This window comes from Fluctibacter corallii (assembly GCF_025751585.1).
GTDB classification, from domain to species: domain Bacteria; phylum Pseudomonadota; class Gammaproteobacteria; order Enterobacterales; family Alteromonadaceae; genus Fluctibacter_A; species Fluctibacter_A corallii.
The window spans coordinates 221,549-239,245 of sequence record NZ_JAOWKX010000006.1; the positions used below are offsets into that span (position 1 = coordinate 221,549).

Annotated in this window: 14 protein-coding genes; 4 read left to right on the forward strand and 10 right to left on the reverse strand. The window is 42.3% G+C overall.

Annotated features, from left to right (window positions below):
• Positions 1-60: 60 nt before the first annotated feature.
• The 8 genes from OE749_RS12860 to ffh all read right to left on the reverse strand — a co-directional run bounded on the left by OE749_RS12860 (position 61) and on the right by ffh (position 6,462).
• Entirely contained in the window at positions 61-687 is a 627-nt protein-coding gene (locus tag OE749_RS12860; protein WP_263712868.1) for an OmpA family protein, read from the reverse strand.
• 337 nt (positions 688-1,024) lie between these two features.
• Positions 1,025-1,384, reverse strand: a complete 360-nt coding sequence (gene rplS, locus OE749_RS12865; RefSeq protein ID WP_263712933.1) for a 50S ribosomal protein L19 — start codon at positions 1,382-1,384, stop codon at positions 1,025-1,027.
• Positions 1,385-1,403: 19 nt separating this feature from the next.
• Positions 1,404-2,186, reverse strand: a complete 783-nt coding sequence (gene trmD, locus OE749_RS12870; protein WP_263712869.1) for a tRNA (guanosine(37)-N1)-methyltransferase TrmD — start codon at positions 2,184-2,186, stop codon at positions 1,404-1,406.
• 1 nt (position 2,187) lies between these two features.
• Positions 2,188-2,712 carry a ribosome maturation factor RimM gene (gene rimM / locus OE749_RS12875; RefSeq protein ID WP_263712870.1) on the reverse strand — a complete coding sequence of 175 codons (525 nt, stop codon included), beginning with the start codon at positions 2,710-2,712 and terminating at the stop codon, positions 2,188-2,190.
• A gap of 28 nt (positions 2,713-2,740) precedes the next feature.
• Positions 2,741-2,992 carry a 30S ribosomal protein S16 gene (gene rpsP, locus OE749_RS12880; RefSeq protein WP_263712871.1) on the reverse strand — a complete coding sequence of 84 codons (252 nt, stop codon included), beginning with the start codon at positions 2,990-2,992 and terminating at the stop codon, positions 2,741-2,743.
• 180 nt (positions 2,993-3,172) lie between these two features.
• On the reverse strand, positions 3,173-3,580 hold the full coding sequence (locus OE749_RS12885) for a phosphate ABC transporter substrate-binding protein (protein ID WP_263712872.1): 408 nt from the start codon (positions 3,578-3,580) through the stop codon (positions 3,173-3,175).
• A gap of 10 nt (positions 3,581-3,590) precedes the next feature.
• Positions 3,591-4,808, reverse strand: a complete 1,218-nt coding sequence (locus OE749_RS12890) for a hypothetical protein (RefSeq protein ID WP_263712873.1) — start codon at positions 4,806-4,808, stop codon at positions 3,591-3,593.
• 265 nt (positions 4,809-5,073) lie between these two features.
• Positions 5,074-6,462 carry a signal recognition particle protein gene (ffh, locus tag OE749_RS12895; protein ID WP_263712874.1) on the reverse strand — a complete coding sequence of 463 codons (1,389 nt, stop codon included), beginning with the start codon at positions 6,460-6,462 and terminating at the stop codon, positions 5,074-5,076.
• Positions 6,463-6,689: 227 nt separating this feature from the next.
• Here ffh and OE749_RS12900 point away from each other — a divergent pair, with 227 nt between their 5' ends.
• Entirely contained in the window at positions 6,690-7,478 is a 789-nt protein-coding gene (locus tag OE749_RS12900; protein ID WP_263712875.1) for a cytochrome C assembly family protein, read from the forward strand.
• 79 nt (positions 7,479-7,557) lie between these two features.
• The gene (locus OE749_RS12905) at positions 7,558-8,853 is read left to right on the forward strand and encodes an HlyC/CorC family transporter (RefSeq protein ID WP_263712876.1); all 1,296 of its coding nucleotides are present in this window, start codon (positions 7,558-7,560) and stop codon (positions 8,851-8,853) included.
• 5 nt (positions 8,854-8,858) lie between these two features.
• Here OE749_RS12905 and OE749_RS12910 read toward each other — a convergent pair whose 3' ends face one another.
• On the reverse strand, positions 8,859-9,068 hold the full coding sequence (locus tag OE749_RS12910) for a hypothetical protein (RefSeq protein WP_263712877.1): 210 nt from the start codon (positions 9,066-9,068) through the stop codon (positions 8,859-8,861).
• A gap of 187 nt (positions 9,069-9,255) precedes the next feature.
• Positions 9,256-9,732, reverse strand: a complete 477-nt coding sequence (sixA, locus tag OE749_RS12915; protein ID WP_263712878.1) for a phosphohistidine phosphatase SixA — start codon at positions 9,730-9,732, stop codon at positions 9,256-9,258.
• Positions 9,733-10,065: 333 nt separating this feature from the next.
• Here sixA and OE749_RS12920 point away from each other — a divergent pair, with 333 nt between their 5' ends.
• On the forward strand, positions 10,066-12,834 hold the full coding sequence (locus OE749_RS12920) for an insulinase family protein (protein ID WP_263712879.1): 2,769 nt from the start codon (positions 10,066-10,068) through the stop codon (positions 12,832-12,834).
• A 278-nt stretch (positions 12,835-13,112) separates the two neighbouring features.
• Positions 13,113-17,606 (forward strand): EAL domain-containing protein, encoded by a 4,494-nt coding sequence (locus OE749_RS12925; protein ID WP_263712880.1) that lies wholly within the window; start codon positions 13,113-13,115, stop codon positions 17,604-17,606.
• The last annotated feature ends 91 nt before the right edge of the window (positions 17,607-17,697 follow it).

The following is a 17,697-nucleotide window of genomic DNA, read 5'->3' on the forward strand; positions in this document are numbered from 1 at the left end:
AAAAAAAAGAGAGATCATTCGATCTCTCCAAAAGTACCAGTTATTACTGGCGGTGAAGGTCTAGGTAACAGGAATAATTTTCAATTCAACACGACGATTAGCTTGTCGCCCCTCAGCAGTATTATTGCTAGAAATCGGTTGGTGTTCACCATATCCAATAGTTGTCACTCGGGGCTTTGCGACATTTTGCGTCATTAGATAAGTCGCAATGCTTTGAGCGCGACTCTGAGACAATGACATATTAAATTCCGCACTTCCTACACTGTCTGTATGCCCTTCAACAATTAATGTCGTTTTTGGGTACTTGTTCAAAATCTTAGCGACGTCGTTTAATACGGGATGAAAGGAATAATCAATCGCTGCACTGCCGGTATTGAAGGTAATATTGCCAGGCATCTGGAGCCATAATTCATCGCCATTTCTGACAACATTTACGCCAGTATCCGCTAATTCTTCGCGAAATTCCTCTTCTTGTTTGTCCATGTAGTTGCCAATAGCTGCGCCTGCTAATGCCCCAACTGCGGCTCCCCATACATATCGGCTTTTCGCATTGTCACCGGTTGCTTTACCTAAAAGTGCGCCAACGACTGCACCAATCCCTGCCCCTTTTTGCTGGTTAGATGCTGTGCTAGCACAGCCTGACAACAAGGACACAACCACTAAGATTGCAACTGACATTCTTACCATAACCTTCTCCTAACCTTAATAAACGTTAACAACATAAATAAACTCAGTGTTAACAGGCTCTCAATGGTGTAATCATTTTAATAAGTATTGTGAACCCAAGTTACTGAATAGAAAATGAATATATCCTTTACGCTACCCATTGTATGCATTCACCGTCCAGTTCGAGTAGAGTGAATGTGAATACTCATAAGCATTGCGAGTGACGTAATATGTAATTGTTGGGTCGCTCACGCGATTTTAAAGGTCATAAAGAGATAAAGACGGATATCAAGACGTAAAAAACCCGCCAATTGGCGGGTTTTTTGAAAAAGTTAACACTAACGCAAAAATTAAATTCTTAGTTAAGCTTCTCTTTGATACGTGCAGATTTACCTGAACGCTCACGTAGATAGTAAAGCTTAGCTCGACGTACAGCACCACGGCGCTTAACTTCAATAGAAGAGATTGCAGGGCTGTGTGTTTGGAATACACGCTCTACACCTTCGCCGCTAGAAATCTTACGTACTGTGAATGCAGAGTGCAGGCCACGGTTACGCTTAGCGATTACAACACCTTCGTATGCCTGAAGACGCTCTTTTTCGCCTTCTTTAACGCGTACTTTAACAACAACTGTATCACCTGGACCAAATTCAGGAAGGTCAGTTTTCAGCTGTGCTTCTTCAATTTTCTTGATGATATCTTGATTGACTTTACTCATCATATCCTCTCATCCTAGATTAACTGTCTTCTTGCGTATCCGCATGCTGCTCATACTCTTGCTTGAAACTCTCAAGCAATCGCACTTGCTCCTCAGTCAGAGCTAGGTCGTTTAATAACTCAGGACGTCTAAGCCAGGTTCTCCCTAGCGATTGTTTTAAACGCCACTGCCTAATTAATGCGTGATTACCACTTAGTAACACCTCTGGCACTACACGGCCATCCAAATTTTCAGGTCGAGTGTAGTGTGGGCAATCAAGTAATCCTTCATTAAAAGAATCTTGTTCAGCAGACTCATGGTGGCCCAATACGCCCGGTACAAACCGAGATATCGCATCCATCATAATCATGGCTGGTAGTTCTCCACCACTAAGCACGTAATCACCGACAGACCATTCTTCGTCTATTTCGGACTCGATAACACGCTCATCGATACCCTCGTATCGGCCAGCGACAAAAATTAAACGCGAGTTTTGCGCTAATTCTCTAACTGCCTGCTGATTTAATTTCTTGCCCTGAGGTGACAAATAGATCACCTTAGTATTTTCTCCCGCAACCTTTTTCGCTGCGTGAATTGCGTCTGTAAGTGGCTGCACCATCATCAGCATACCAGGGCCGCCGCCATAAGGGCGATCATCAACGGTTCTGTGCTTATCGTGGGTAAAATCACGTGGATTAAACGTATTTACCTCTAATAAGCCTTGCTTAACCGCTCGACCTGTTACACCTTGTTCAGTAAAGCTTTGGAACATCTCAGGGAACAAGCTCACTACGCCAAACCAACGTGTGGATGTGAGTGACATGTTAAAAACCTGGGTCCCAATCTACCTTAATGGTGCGAGTTTGCATGTCTACTTGCTTGATAACATCATCGAACAAGTACGGAATCATGCGTTCTTTTTGACCGAAAGCATCGTTCGTACGCGCTTTAACTAACATAACGTCGTTAGCACCCGTCGCGAATAGCTCCTTCACAACACCCAAGTCATACCCTTTATCAGTAACAACTTGCATATCGACTAGGTCACGCCAATAATACTCATCGCCTTCCAATTGAGGTAGCTGTTCCGCTTTGATGATTATATCGAGATTTTTAATGGCTTCAGCCTCGTCTCGATTATCAACCCCAACCAGTTTAGCGATTAGCGCTTTATTGTGCGGTCGCCAGTGGTCAACCTTATATTCTTTCCCATTCTCGCCCAGAACCCAGGGAGAATAGTCAAAAATACCACTCAATTCTTCGGTATAGCTAGTAATTTTGACCCAACCTTTTACACCATATGGTGCGCCAATCTTGCCAATTACCAGTGTGTCAGACGCGTGACTCATCTATACCTCTTTATTTCTGTTTAGCGAATTAAGCAGCTGCTTTTTTCGCTTCTTTAACCAAGCTAGCAACACGGTCAGACAGGCCAGCGCCTTGTCCTACCCAGTGCTCAACACGCTCAAGATCAAGACGAAGACGTTCAGCCTGACCTTGTGCAGTTGGGTTGAAGAAACCTACGTTTTCAATGAAACGACCGTCGCGTGCACGGCGGCTGTCTGCAACCACTACTTGATAAAATGGACGCTTTTTCGCGCCACCACGCTGTAAACGAATAGTAACCATAAATGCCTCAAACTCGTTGTAGCGTTACTGTTAACTTAAACACCTTCTATTTTCCATTGCTATGAATGCAAGATAAAAGGCCGCGGTATTGTACGGATTTACAAGAAAAATGCAAGTAAAGTTCGAGGCCTTTTCTTTTTAGCTAGAAAAGGCCTATATATTAGGGTTTCGGTAGGTTGATTAAAATGAAGCCACCACCTTAACAGAATCGTTCACTTTTGATTCTTCTATGATGCCGATAGTAGAGGGATTCTTGCTGATCACATCTAGCATTTCATCCTGAGATGCCACCTCTTGAGGCGGCACACCAGCCCCAGTGAAAAGCATTTTAGACCAATACGCTACATATTTAGTTTCTGACTTCCCCAGCATACCATCGTTGAATGCTGCGCGAATGGCATCGCCCTCTGTGTAGGTTACAGGAAGCACTTTACTTCCATCATCAAACGCCCCTTTTTTTCCAAGAAATATCTTTTTAATGTCTGCCTCAGAAATAGCGTTACTATTTGATGCATTCATAATAACGACGTTCTTGGAGAAAGCAGAAAACGCCACAACACTTAGCAGTATAAACAATATAGTTTTCATCACTTCCCCCTTAAAATGCAATATCCAGAGACACCGCGAACGCCTGAGCGTCTGTATCTCCATCTCTGTCTTCATCTATAAATACAGCAGCATCCCCATCGTCGCTAAAGTCTAAAAACTCGGCTTTAATCGCGGTTCTAGGGTTAATGTTGTAACGTACACCAATCGCAACCGTACTATAAGAATCGTCTAAAGAACCATTTACGCCGTCTTCAAAACCTGCGGTAATTCCACCTGGCGCAATAAATCTTAACGTTCCTTCAAACTCTGAATAAAAAATATAGGGCACCCACTTCCCTATCGTGTAGGCGACTGACGTAAACCAAGATTCATAAATGGTGTCGTACTCATTCCATTCAGCAATAGCAAACAAGCCCCCTTTATCTATAGACATAGACACATCTACAAACCGTGTGTCCGCCCATGTACCGCCAAACAAAGGGGTTGATGGATAGTCGCCTTCAGCAAAAAACGTAAAACGCTCTTTTCCATCCAAAAATGATAGACGTAGATTGAACCAATCTACCTGCGTGTCTACCACAATACCTTTCATATCTTCATACTTTTTCGTGGTAGTAACACCTCTCACGCCCCGAAACTTACCGCTATCATCATAAAGCTGCTCGGTTTTATATTGTTCAATGGTGGTAATTAAATCATTGGGATCGGTGTCTTGCTGCCCCGCGTACAACTTAAACGAGGTGGTACCGATATCCCAGTCCCAGTTATAGTTAAATGCAACGCCATGATAATTTGTAACGGCTAAAGAATACGCATCCGACGGCACTCGCAACCACGGATAAGCAATGCCAACATCCATAAAATCAGAATAATGATAAACCGGTAAACGCATACGTCCTACACTGATATTTGCATCAGGCGTCACGTAATAGCTGGCATACAGCCATTCCAACTCGGGCTCGAAGTCATTGATTCCGCGAATCATGACTTGCCCCGTTAGGGCAAGTTTGTCTGCCGCCTGATATCTGGCCTGAAGGCCGACTCGGGATTCAGTTTGAAAATCCCAACCAGATTCGTATTGGCCCGCAGCTTCCGGTAATCGCGCCCAGTAACCATCGCCATCTACCACCGTTCCTCCTACAAGGCTGGCAAAGCCAGACAGGCGTAAATCCGAATTGGCAAAGGCACCTGTCGACGCGAAGGCCGAAAGAAGAACAGCACCCAAGCCAATGCTCAAGGCGGTTCTGTTTTGGTGTACGTGTCTCATTGAGTGTTGTCTCCATTGGTATAATTCTTTGACAATTATAGACAACGCTGCATAACTGCAAGTGAGAGTGAAAAATATTTCATCGCTTGACATTAAAGGCCTAAGAGCAAATTTGAGTTTTGCCGTCATCGTGCATGCGGATTAAAGTGAAAAAAATGAACCCATATCGACGAAGTGTGAATATCAAGATAGGTAATGGCGTTAAAATACGGTATGAGTGGTAGACAAAAAAAGAGCGCCTAAGCGCTCTTTAAGTATGTATCTTTTATTTTTTCCCGAACATACCGCCCATGCCTGGCATACCGCCCCCCGGAGGCATCATGCCCTGCATGTTACGCATCATTTTCTTCATGCCACCGCCTGACATTTTCTTCATCATTTTTTGCATTTGCGTGAACTGTTTCAGTAAGCGGTTAACATCCTGAATCTGAGTACCTGAGCCCGCGGCTATACGCTTTTTACGTGAACCTTTAATCATATCGGGTTTTGCACGTTCAGCAGGCGTCATTGAGTTGATGATCGCTTCCATTTGTACAAACTGCTTATCATTTGCGTGCTCTTTAATTTGTGCGCTCATTCCGCCCACGCCAGGCAGTTTATCGAGCATCGACATCATTCCGCCCATATTGCGCATTTGCTCAAGCTGTTCTTTGAAATCCTGCAAGTCAAAGCCTTTGCCTTTTTGTACTTTCTTGGCAAGCTTTTGGGCTTTGTCTTTATCAACTTTACGCTCAACCTCTTCGATTAAACTTAGCACATCTCCCATGCCAAGAATTCGTGAAGCCACGCGCTGCGGATGGAACGGCTCTAATGCATCTAACTTCTCGCCCATTCCGAGGAACTTAATCGGCTTGCCCGTAATGTGTCTAACCGACAAGGCTGCACCACCACGCGCATCACCATCAGCCTTGGTAAGAATGACCCCGGTTAAAGGCAATGCATCGTTAAACGCTTTTGCTGTATTTGCAGCGTCTTGACCTGTCATTGCATCAACCACGAAGAGGGTTTCAACAGGTTTAACTGAGCTATGTAGCGTTTTGATCTCTTCCATCATATCGCCATCGACGTGCAAACGCCCCGCGGTATCGATAATCAAGACGTCGAAAAAACCTTTCTTTGCATGATCGATTGCCGCTTCCGCTATGGCTACGGGCTTTTGCAGTGTAGACGATGGGAAAAACTCAACGCCAACATCATTTGCCAAGGTCTCCAACTGTTTAATCGCGGCAGGACGATATACGTCAGCACTCACCACCAATACTTTTTTCTTTTCTCTTTCGACAAGATACTTAGACAGTTTACCCACACTGGTAGTTTTACCTGCGCCTTGCAAACCGGCCATTAAAATTACAGCAGGTGGTTGTGTAGCAAGGTTTAGCCTTTCGTTGGCCTCGCCCATTACTTTTTCAAGTTCGCCTTGTACAATCTTAATGAAAACTTGGCCAGGCTGTAAGCTCTTGGAGACTTCCGTTCCTACCGCTCTTTCCTTAACCTGCGATACAAATTCTCTAACAACAGGAAGCGCAACATCGGCCTCTAACAACGCCATCCGCACTTCACGCAGCGTTTCTTTGATATTTTCTTCAGTGAGGCGACCTTTGCCGCTGATATTTCTGAGCGTTTTACCTAAGCGATCAGTCAAATTCTCAAACATAGACGTACAATTTTTCCAACTTAAACTGGCGCGGATTATAACCAATACGCCTGAGTGAAGAAAGGGAAGAAACGCCTAAAGAAGAGACAAATAAAAATTTACACCCCGAAGTCACAAATTCAAGCCTCCACACAAACGGATAATTGCCGCATAATATTGGCAACAACATGAATAACATGTAATCTTGCCCCCTCGGGATTGCTAGAAAGACTTAAAAAGGACACACCATGTATATCGGCCTAATCGCCGCCACCATGTACTGTATCACTGCGTTATTAATGGGAATGAGGCTGTTTCATCAAAAAGGCCCTTCTTTTGCGGTGCTATGGGGTTTTGCAGCGATAGCGTTAAGTGCACACCTTATTCTTTTGTCGCAGAGCATACTACTCGAACCCGGTCAAAATATGAGCATAAGTAACGTGGCATCACTGGTTGCATGGCTCATTTCAATTAGCATGACTGTAGGGTCGCTGGCCTTCAGAAATATATTCTTACTCCCTGTCGTTTTTGGCTTCTCAACGCTGATTATTTTGTTCAGCTTGTTTATCCCTGACACGCATATTATGCATATCGAACTCAAGCCAGCGTTAATTAGCCACATAACACTCGCACTGTTCGCTTACGGCTGCTTAACCATTGCATTTTTGTATGCTCTTCAACTCGCTTATATCAACTATCGCTTGAAACACAAGCAAGCTTCGCTCATTGATTCACCGCTTCCACCACTTATGGTGGTTGAGTCTATTTTGTTCAAAATCTTGTTAACTGGTACGCTTTTATTAACCCTTTCATTGATTACAGGTTTTATGTTCTTGGATAACATGTTTGTGCAGGAACAGGCGCACAAAACTGTATTTTCTATTATTGCATGGGTAATATTTTGTGTTGTATTGGTGGGTCATAGAAAATGGGGATGGCGAGGTCGCCCCGTCATATCAGCCACCATCGTAGGCACCGTATTTTTGACAATTGCCTATTTCGGAAGCCGCTTCGTTAAAGAAGTACTGATAAATTGATAAATTACTGACTCGCATCTTGAATGAAAATCAAAATACCCTTACATTCTCTATAGCTCACATTTAAGGAACCCGTTAGTTGGACGCCATTTCTACGAGTACGTTATTTATACTGCTCGGTATACTTATTCTTGTATCCGCTTATTTTTCTAGTTCTGAAACCGGCATGATGTCGATTAACCGCTATCGCTTGAAGCATTTGGAAAATGAAGGGCATCGCGGTGCGATGAGAGTACAAAAGCTACTTCAGCGTCAAGACAGGCTGATAGGCCTCATTCTAATCGGTAATAACGCAGTCAATATCGCTGCAGCATCGATTGCTACCATTCTTTGTATTCGCTTATTTGGCGATGTCTGGGGGTTAGCGGTCGCCAACTTCGGTTTAACGCTTGTCTTATTGATTTTTGCTGAAGTTACACCTAAAACGTTAGCGGCGTTATATCCAGAAAAAATTTCTTTCCCTAGTTCATTTATCTTATTGCCGCTCTTAACTCTGTTGTATCCTTTGGTTTGGTTAATTAATGGCATATGTAACAGCATTTTAATGGTACTGCGTATCAATCCTATTAATGATCAAGGACAAAACTTAAGCCGCGAAGAGCTTCGCACTGTCGTTCACGAAGCTGGCACGATGATACCTAAAAAACACCAAGATATGTTGGTCAGTATTCTCGATCTTGAGCAGGTTACCGCCGAAGATATTATGGTGCCCCGTAGTGATATAGTGGCTATCGATATCAACGATGATTGGAAAGACATTCAAAGACAACTGGTAAATGCACAGCATACACGGGTACTGTTATACCGTGACACGATAGATGATGCAGTCGGTTTCGTGCACATGCGCGATGCCCTGCGATTACTTTCAAAAGATCAATTCACCAAAGCAAGCCTACTTAGAGCCGTAAGAGAAATTTATTTCACCCCTGAGTCTACGCCACTTCATACTTTAATGTATAAGTTCCAAGCAGTGAAAGAGCGCATAGGACTGGTGGTTGATGAATACGGTGACATTCAAGGGCTTGTTACTCTTGAGGATATTCTTGAAGAAATTATTGGTGACTTTACAACGAGTATTTTGCCTGATCACAGTAAAGAAGCTAACGTTCAACCCGATGGAAGTGTCTTAGTCGATGGCAGCGCAAATGTCAGAGAATTGAATAAAGAAATGGATTGGGTATTTCCCACTGAGGGACCAAAAACATTGAATGGTCTTATATTGGAAGCACTTGAATATATTCCCGAAGCCAATGTATGTTTGCGTGTAGCTGGATACCCACTTGAGATTATTGAAATCAAAGACAACATGGTTAAAACCGTGCGAGTCATGCCTGCGTTTTACGTTACCCCGACACAATCCACAGCAGATCTTTAAATGAATTAAGAGCGTTCATTCGACAATGGCGAGCATTGCGCAATACGGTCAGCTTTTTTAGCGCGCGCACTCGCCTTAAGCGCTTCGACACGCTCATTTAACGTTGAGAGCTTGGTCATTATTTCACGCAGCTCGTCATCATCGCTTAATTGCGACTGATCAACATGAGCTTGCAAAACCTGTCTCAAATGTGCGGGTAACGTTTTGCTGGGCATTGCCTCCTCCTCTCGCCTCTCTTATCGGTACACTGCACGCAAAACTGAAGTGAAATTTATGTAATATTTTAATACCTAATTATCGTATTGAAATACCTTACAGTAAGCATAACGTAAATTTTACCTCTCTGGCGCAAAAAGAATCTAATCTTTTCTCATAGCGCGAGATCCCCCAATTACCCTATTGTTATTCTGGCAAAAACTGCCCAGCTAATGATGCAGCCCTACCTGGGGTATATCGCACTGCGGCAATAGAACCTGCCGAAAACAGCATAGAGTAATGATGCCGACAGATGGAATCCAAAAAATAACTGACGAATGGCATATGACTAACTAATAACACACTTTGTAGGTTGGGCTGTGTTTCATAGAGCGCATCCAAGTAAATCAACGCATCACTAGGATCACTTGAAGGAACGATATCCTCGCATGTCAGTCTATCTTTAGAACGAATCTCAGCAGAAACGCACTCAAAAGTTTGTTGGGTTCGCTGATACGGACTAATCAATGCCAAGTCGATTTCTCCCCCTGCACTTTCGCACATTTGTCTCATCCATATACCGCTTTGACTGGATTGTTTTCTCCCCAACGCAGTGAGCATTCTGGATTTATCGTCCCACTCATTAGGCTCCGCTTCTCCATGCCGCATGATAAAAATCAACATACAATCGCCTTAACCATTTCGAAAACTCATAAAAATTTGCTATACCAATAGGTTATACGCCACTAGAACTTTATTTATCAGTCACATATTTATGATAATTATACTCTATGAATTCTATTTTTTATCTATATTTAATCTGTCTTCTCTTAGTCGTTTTTGCTATTTTTAAATAACTTTCAATTTTTGATTGAACTTAAGCATAATTAAATTATCAATACATTTCAGGTAAATATAATGCCCACCCATTATATTTAATTCAATGAAATAGCTATCGATATATTTAAATACCGTTATGCTGTGCTTAATCACTATTTATGCGTAAGGTAGACTCATTTGCTAGTCAGCCAATTTGATAAAAACTCATATAAATTACTTCAACTAAACAATGGCTTAGACGTTCTATTAGTGCATGAGCCAAATAGTAAAAGAACGACTGCCGCGATGACCATTGCAGCAGGTCACTTCAGCGATCCCGTCGAGTGTCAGGGACTTGCTCATCTTTTAGAACACATGCTGTTTTTAGGGAGCCGCAATTTCAATGAGCCAAATAATCTGAACCAATTTGTCTCACAACATGGTGGAAATATTAATGCCTGGACTGGGACAGAGCACACGAGCTTTCACTTTGATGTGATGAGCAATGAATTGCGAGAGAGTTTGGCGCGATTTTCTGATATGTTGTTTTACCCCCTTTTTCAGGAAGCATTGATTGACAAAGAGATTCACTCTATCGACGCTGAGTTTAAGCTTAAGCAAAAAGATGACCTGCGCAGGCTGTACCAAGTTCACAAAGAAACTTCCAATCCTCAACATCCATTTTCAAAGTTTTCAGTGGGCAACTCTGAGGTGTTTCGGCAATTTCCCATTACTGAATTAAAGCAAAAGCTAATTAACTTTCACCAGAAAAATTTCGTGACAAATAATATGAAACTCTGCGTGATAAGTGGGCTATCACTAGAAAATCTTAAATCCGAGGTTGAAATTGCTTTCAATGACGTAAAAACCTCTGCACCTTTGCCAGAGCTCGAACTACCTAACCTGTACACGGAGTCACAGGTGGGTATCAAAATTAATATTCAGCCAATCAAGCAAACAAAGCGTCTCATAGTTAGCTTCGCTTTACCGAATACGGACAAATATTATCGTAGTAAGCCATCTTCAGTGCTCAGCCATCTGTTAGGAGATGAAGGCAAACATAGTCTTCTTGCTTATTTGAAGTCTAAAAATTGGGCAACTAGTTTAGGTGCTGGCGGAGGAATTCAAGGAAGTAATTTCAAAGATTTCAATATCAATATGCAACTCACAGAATTGGGCGTTAAGCATCAAAATGATATTATCGAAGCCATATTTTCAACAATTGCACTCATATCAAAAGAGATTCCAACTCAGCTTTGGCGACTGGAAGAGAAAGCGAAACTGTCTCAATTGGCGTTTGATTATAGCGATTCGGGAAAGGCAACCGATCTCGCAACACAGTGGTCAAGCAACTTATTTGAGTCTCCTAAAGAGCACGTTGTAGCGAGAGACTACTTATTAGATAGGCTTGATATCAAACCCATTCAATACTGCTTATCGTTTATGACACCAGAAAACATGCGTGTAAAACGCATCTATGAGGGACTAGAAACGGATAAAATAGCGAATTGGTATAACACGCCATACAAGACGATTCCGCTGTCAACTGAGGAATTAGCGCAATTTTCGCGCCCCAAGGACATTCCAGAGATTCAACTTCCAGAGCCAAACATCTATATTCCTTCGTCAACGAAGTTAATCCCTCCAACATCTGACTTTGCAAATCCCGTCAGAATTTCTCGTGGCGATGGTATGGACGTTTGGTTTGCACAAGACAACAAATTTAATCAACCTAAAGGGGATTGCTATCTCGCTTTCGATTGCAAGGCTACTGACTTAGGGATATACACAGCAGCACAAAAACGCATGTGGATATCCTGTTTGATGGAGCATTTTAATGATGACTTTTACCATGCAGGTATCGCAGGTTTAAATTTCAGAATCTACCCTCATCAAGCGGGATTTTCTATACATACTAATGGGTTCAGCCAACATCAGTTAACCCTTTTCAAAAACCTGTTAGAACGAATCCAAACTGACAGTGAGACAGCGCTCGACACCTACTTTGACAAAGTGAAAATAAGACAGATTCAGTCACTGCAAAATGCGTTGTTGAACAAACCCATTAACCGTTTATTCTCTCATCTGTCAGAATTACTCCAACGTTACAATTTCGGCTCAAAGCAAATGCTGGAAGCCGTCAAAGATACGTCAAGAGGGGCTATGTCTAACTTCCCAAGCATACTTTTCTCTGAAATGTATCTTGAAACCCTCCTCCATGGAAATTGGTCTTATGAAGAAGCAGAAACATTCACTCAGGATCTTAGAGAGCGCAACCCATCTGCCAATATTGGCTTAAAATTGAATCGCGATGTGGTGGACCTAAGAGCGCAAAGTAGACTGGTTTACCAAGTATCCAGCGAAGAAGAAGAGTCAGCCGTTGTAATTTACTTTCAAGCACCAGGATTTACAGAAAGTAGTGTCGCAATGTCTATTCTCCTTGAACAAATTATCGCGGCTCCATTTTTCAATTACATGCGTACCGAAAAACAGCTTGGATACCTTGTGGGTACGGGCTATATGCCGTTTAATCAGCATCCAGGCATTACATTATATATTCAATCTCCCAATGCAGGAGCGTCAAGTCTGGTTGACGAGATTGAACAATTCCTTCAGAACCACTTGGCCGATATCCATTCGTTTGCGCCCTACTGGCAGCGATTAAAAGATAATGTCATCAAGCAGCTATCGGAAAAAGACGCGAATCTTTCAATGAAAAGCCAACGTTTATGGATGGCGTTGGGGAATGATGACCTTAATTTCGATAAAAATGACAGAATTATAAAAGCCATTGAATCTTTGGAGCTAAGTGAACTGGCACGGTTTGCATCCAGCATGTTAAATCGAGAAATGTTTGGCGAATTAGTCATCTACTCTCAAGGGCAAGGTCTACCTAACTCAGAGGTAAAAGGAACACGTATTGAGAATATCGATGCGTTTAAACTATCGAGTCACTTTATCATATAAACCGTACTCAGGTTTGAGTCGAGCTTATCTGTTGATGGCAGGCAAGCTCGACTCTTCATCGCAGCAAGTAACTCAAAAATCCGTTCTTGCAGCTTGCTTAATCCTCTCCAGTGATCACCTATAATATTCGAATTTTCATTACAGGATACCGGCATTCCCGAAATTAACCTTGTAGAGAGACAAGAAATTAGGCATATTGTGGCTTTCGCGTATCCCTATGATTACTAGGGATTTAAAGGATAATATAAAAAGGTAGAGAAACTGCCAGTGGGTGTTGTGTGCAAGGCCTTAAATCTCAACAAATATTCATTTTCTTTTTCGTTTTTTTATCATGTCTTCATTCTACGTTTGCCTACCCAGACGTAACTGATATTCAATTTGACAACTATTCAGTTGCAGATGGATTAACCCAAAGTACCGTAACGGATATTATCGAAGATAATCTTGGCTTCATGTGGTTTGCCACCACCAATGGTCTCAACCGATTCGATGGTTATGAATTTAAACAATACGTTCGCAAAAAAGATGACATTCACTCCCTACCCAACAACTTTATTAGAGCGCTGTATATTGATAGTAAGCAACGGTTATGGGTGAATACCTATGATGGAATTGCGCAATACATTCCTGAAAAAGATCACTTTAAACGCTACCCTATCGCCTCTTACGGCATAACCAAAGATGCTGGCAGTCAAATATGGGCCGTAAACGAAGTTGATACCAACACACTGCTCGTATCAGACCAAAATGGTTTATATCAACTTGAAGAAGATAAAGATGCATTTTCGCTTTTCCCTATTGAGGGCTCCGCACACCCGAAAAATGTTAGGGTGATATTTCAGGATGAATATTTTATTTGGTTAGGTACGAATGGCCAAGGCGTTTACTTCATCGACAACCTGACACGCCAGCTTTACAAAGCAGATGGAAATAACCCTTGGCGTGTGAGCATCCCTAGTGACCATCTCTTCCAAATTGCAACCATTAACGATAGCCACTTATTTGCTACTGAAAAAGGACTCTTCACGGCCCAGTACACGAAGGATGAAACAGGAAACTTAGCAGTACATATAGAAAATCGATATTCAGAAGCCATCAGAGCCATTACACAGTTGTCAGATTCTACCATCTGGCTTGGTACACCCGACGGTATCCGTGCTATCACACCAGAATATGAAACACTCTACTCTATTGATAAATCGAATGACTACTATGTGGGACTTAAAGATAGATATATCCTAAACTTCTATCAAGATAGCAAAGGTGCAATCTGGCTAGGCACACCTACAGCAGGCCTTCATCGCTACCACCCTCTTAATGCAAGAATTAAGAATTTTTCAGACGTTAAAGTTGACGGACGCGAAAAAAGCTTATCAATGGTTTGGGGAATTATTGAATCACCAAATGGTGAAATATGGATCGCCACTCAAACCAGCGGTTTATTTGTCTTTAACTCAAAAAATGCAAACTACAGCATCTATCTTGAGGATTTTGAGCACGCTATTTTCGATATAAACTTGGATAAATTCGGGACAGTTTGGCTTGCTACCAGCAATGGCATTTACGGCTTTAAGCATGAAAACAATCAACTAGTACAATACGAGCACATATTTGAAGGCGAGCTCTCTCAAGATTCATCTTTAATAGATAACCAAGTATGGGCGGGGCCGCCTATGTCCACGCCATCTTTGATAGACGCTTCTACGTTGGAAAAGTCGAAGATATCACTGTCCATTCCTGGGCTCATTTCTGCCTTCCCTGAATACCTAGACGAAAATAGAAACTTATGGCTGAACACCAAATTAGGATTAGTTCTATATAACTTGGATACAAAAGATGTTAGACAAGTTCTCTATTCAATTGACAACTCTCAGCCAATCCTCTTGGCAGTAGAGTCTTTTAAAGACTTTTATTTAGCAGTAACCATGAACCATGGCATTATGAAGCTAGATAAACAAACCTATTCTTTGGTTGAAAGAATTGCTCCTTCCATTAGCGAAGAGTACGGCCTATTCAGTACCGCCATTACGTCAGACAACAGTGCTTGGCTTGCGGCTTCGAACGATATCGTAGAAGTTAATTTAGAAACTGGGCATGTGGAAACACATATCAGAAGGCATATGTTGCAATATGACGAACTCACCGAGGGAGCAGCAACGCTCGCATCTGATGGCACGATTTTGTTCGGTGGCATTGATGGCATTCATGTTATTGACCCTAAGCTTATCGCAGCTGGGAGAGCACAAAATCAGCGCCATGCAATTCCTGCAATCACTGAATTAAAAATACTTAATAAGCCAGTTAAAAACATTGGACATGACAGTCCTTTGCAAAAAGCAATTGCGTTATCAGAGTCTATTACTCTGCCACACAACTTTTCACAATTTACCCTGACGTTTTCGCAATTAAACTCGATATCTCCGAAAGAAGTAAATTATCGATACCGATTAAATGGAAGTGACGAGCATTGGGTATATGTTGACTCACTCAAACGTTCGGCAACCTACACTAACTTGATGTTTGGTGATTATCTATTTGAAGTACAAAGCCAAGCACAAAGTGGTGATTGGTCCCCCAGCCGAGCAATGAAAATCATCGTGTCACCACCGTTGTGGTTTCACCCAAGTGCACTCGTTTGCTACTTCGTTGTACTATCTCTGCTTACAATCTATTTTTATAGACAATATCGTGCTAAACAGGCCAGTGAGCGCGCTGTTCGTGAAAGTGAAGAACGGTTGAAGCTCACCCTATGGAGTAGCGGCGATGAACTATGGGATTGGGATATCTCTAAAGGCCAGGTTTTTCGCTCTAACACGTGGGGAATCCTTGATTTTCCCCAAGATGAAATACGCACTAATGCCTCGTATCAAACTAATATTCACCCAGATGATGTACCTCGTATTCAAACTGCCCTGAAGGAGCACTTAGACAAAGATACTGACCACTTTCAGGTAACCTACCGCGCGAAAACATTTAAAGGAGAATGGATCTGGTTACTTGACCGAGGAAAAGTCGTAGAGCGCGGCAGCCAGTACCAGCCCGTACGTATGACTGGAACCCTTAAAAATATCTCACACTTAAAACAAGCTGAAGAGCAACTGAATTTATTTAAGCGTTCTATTGAAACCATCTCTGATGGTGTGTTTATTACTGACGAGAAGTTTAAGTTTATCTCAGTTAATCAGGCATATTGTAAGCACACAGGGGAAACCCGAGAGCAAGCATTAGTCAGTTATCTTACGTTTCACCAATACCCTGAAGCGTTTACCGAGGAAGTAAAAAAATCCCTTAGACAAAAAGGTAACTGGAATGGTGAAGTAGAGTCCCGACGCTCAAACGGTGACAAGTACGAGATGGAATTAAATATTGATGCCATCCAAGGTGAGAATGGCAAAATCAGCCATTTTGTTGGCGTATTTTCAGATATCACGGCACGTAAGAGCACAGAAAAAGAACTGTTAAAGCTTGCCAATACGGACCCGCTCACAGAGATGCCGAACCGTTCTTTTTTTCAAGCGAGTCACGCAAATTTAGTAAGGAAAAATATCAAACATGCGCTGCTGTGTTTAGATATGGATAACTTTAAAAAGATTAATGATTCTCTTGGACACCAAACCGGTGACATCCTGATCAAGCAAATTGGTAAACGACTCCAGCGTGTAACGGGTAATGAGTTAACGTGTTATCGACTGGGTGGAGATGAATTTTCGATTCTTGTTGACAATACCACCGACGTTCACAAAATTACACATCTTGCACAGCGCGTGCTTGATGATCTCGCCCGCCCCTTCCTTATCAACAAACAAGAATTTGTTTTAGGGGCAAGTTTAGGTATTGCGTTTTACCCAGGCGATGGTAACACGCCACAAGAATTGTTAAAAAATGCTGATACTGCTATGTATTTTGCGAAGAATGCAGGCGGAAATAAATACCAGTTTTTCAGTGGCGAAATGAATCAAAATGCAGTTCGACAACTTCAAATTGAAAACCTTATCCGAAATGGATTAAAAGAAGATCTATTTACGGTGTTTTATCAACCTAAAGTTGATATAGCCACAGGGCGGCTAGTCAGTATGGAAGCACTGGTTCGCTTTGAACACCCAGAGAAAGGCATTGTCAGCCCAGCGCAGTTCATTCCACTCGCAGAAGAAACAGGTCAAATAATTGACATCGGAGAAAAGGTGTTGCAAAAAGCCTGCGCAGACACCAAACGTTGGGTTTCAGAAGGCCTCTTTACAGGACGTGTTGCTGTAAACATTTCTGCAAGACAATTTGAGCTTGCCGATTTAGATGATCGCATCGAAAAAATACTTCACAGCGTCAATCTATCCCCTTTACATTTGGAATGTGAAATTACCGAGGGTACGTTGATGCAGAATCCCGATCAGGCGCTTATGATGATGGACCGTTTGCGACAGCGGGGTATCCATTTAGCACTGGATGACTTCGGAACGGGGTACTCTTCGTTAGCCTACCTTAAAAAGTTTCCTCTCAACACGCTAAAAATCGATAAAGCCTTTATTGACGATATCGCTACGTCAAGTGTCGACAAGCATATGGCAGCGTCTATTATCAATATCGCCCATAATTTAGGCCTTAAGGTAGTCGCAGAAGGTGTGGAACTCGAAGAGCAGTTGTCCATACTCCGTCGATACGAGTGCGAGATGTTACAAGGTTATCTGTACAGTAAACCATTAAGTTCTGCGAAGTTTGAAAAGCTCTTGAGAGAAAACCATCAACTAGGAAGATTTATATCCGAAAAAGTTGGGTAATCATTCACTAAAGCAAAAATAGTTGGCACGCTATTCGCTACCTCTACTGTGATGACGGAAACACGTCAGAGCAGTCATAATAATAGAGGAA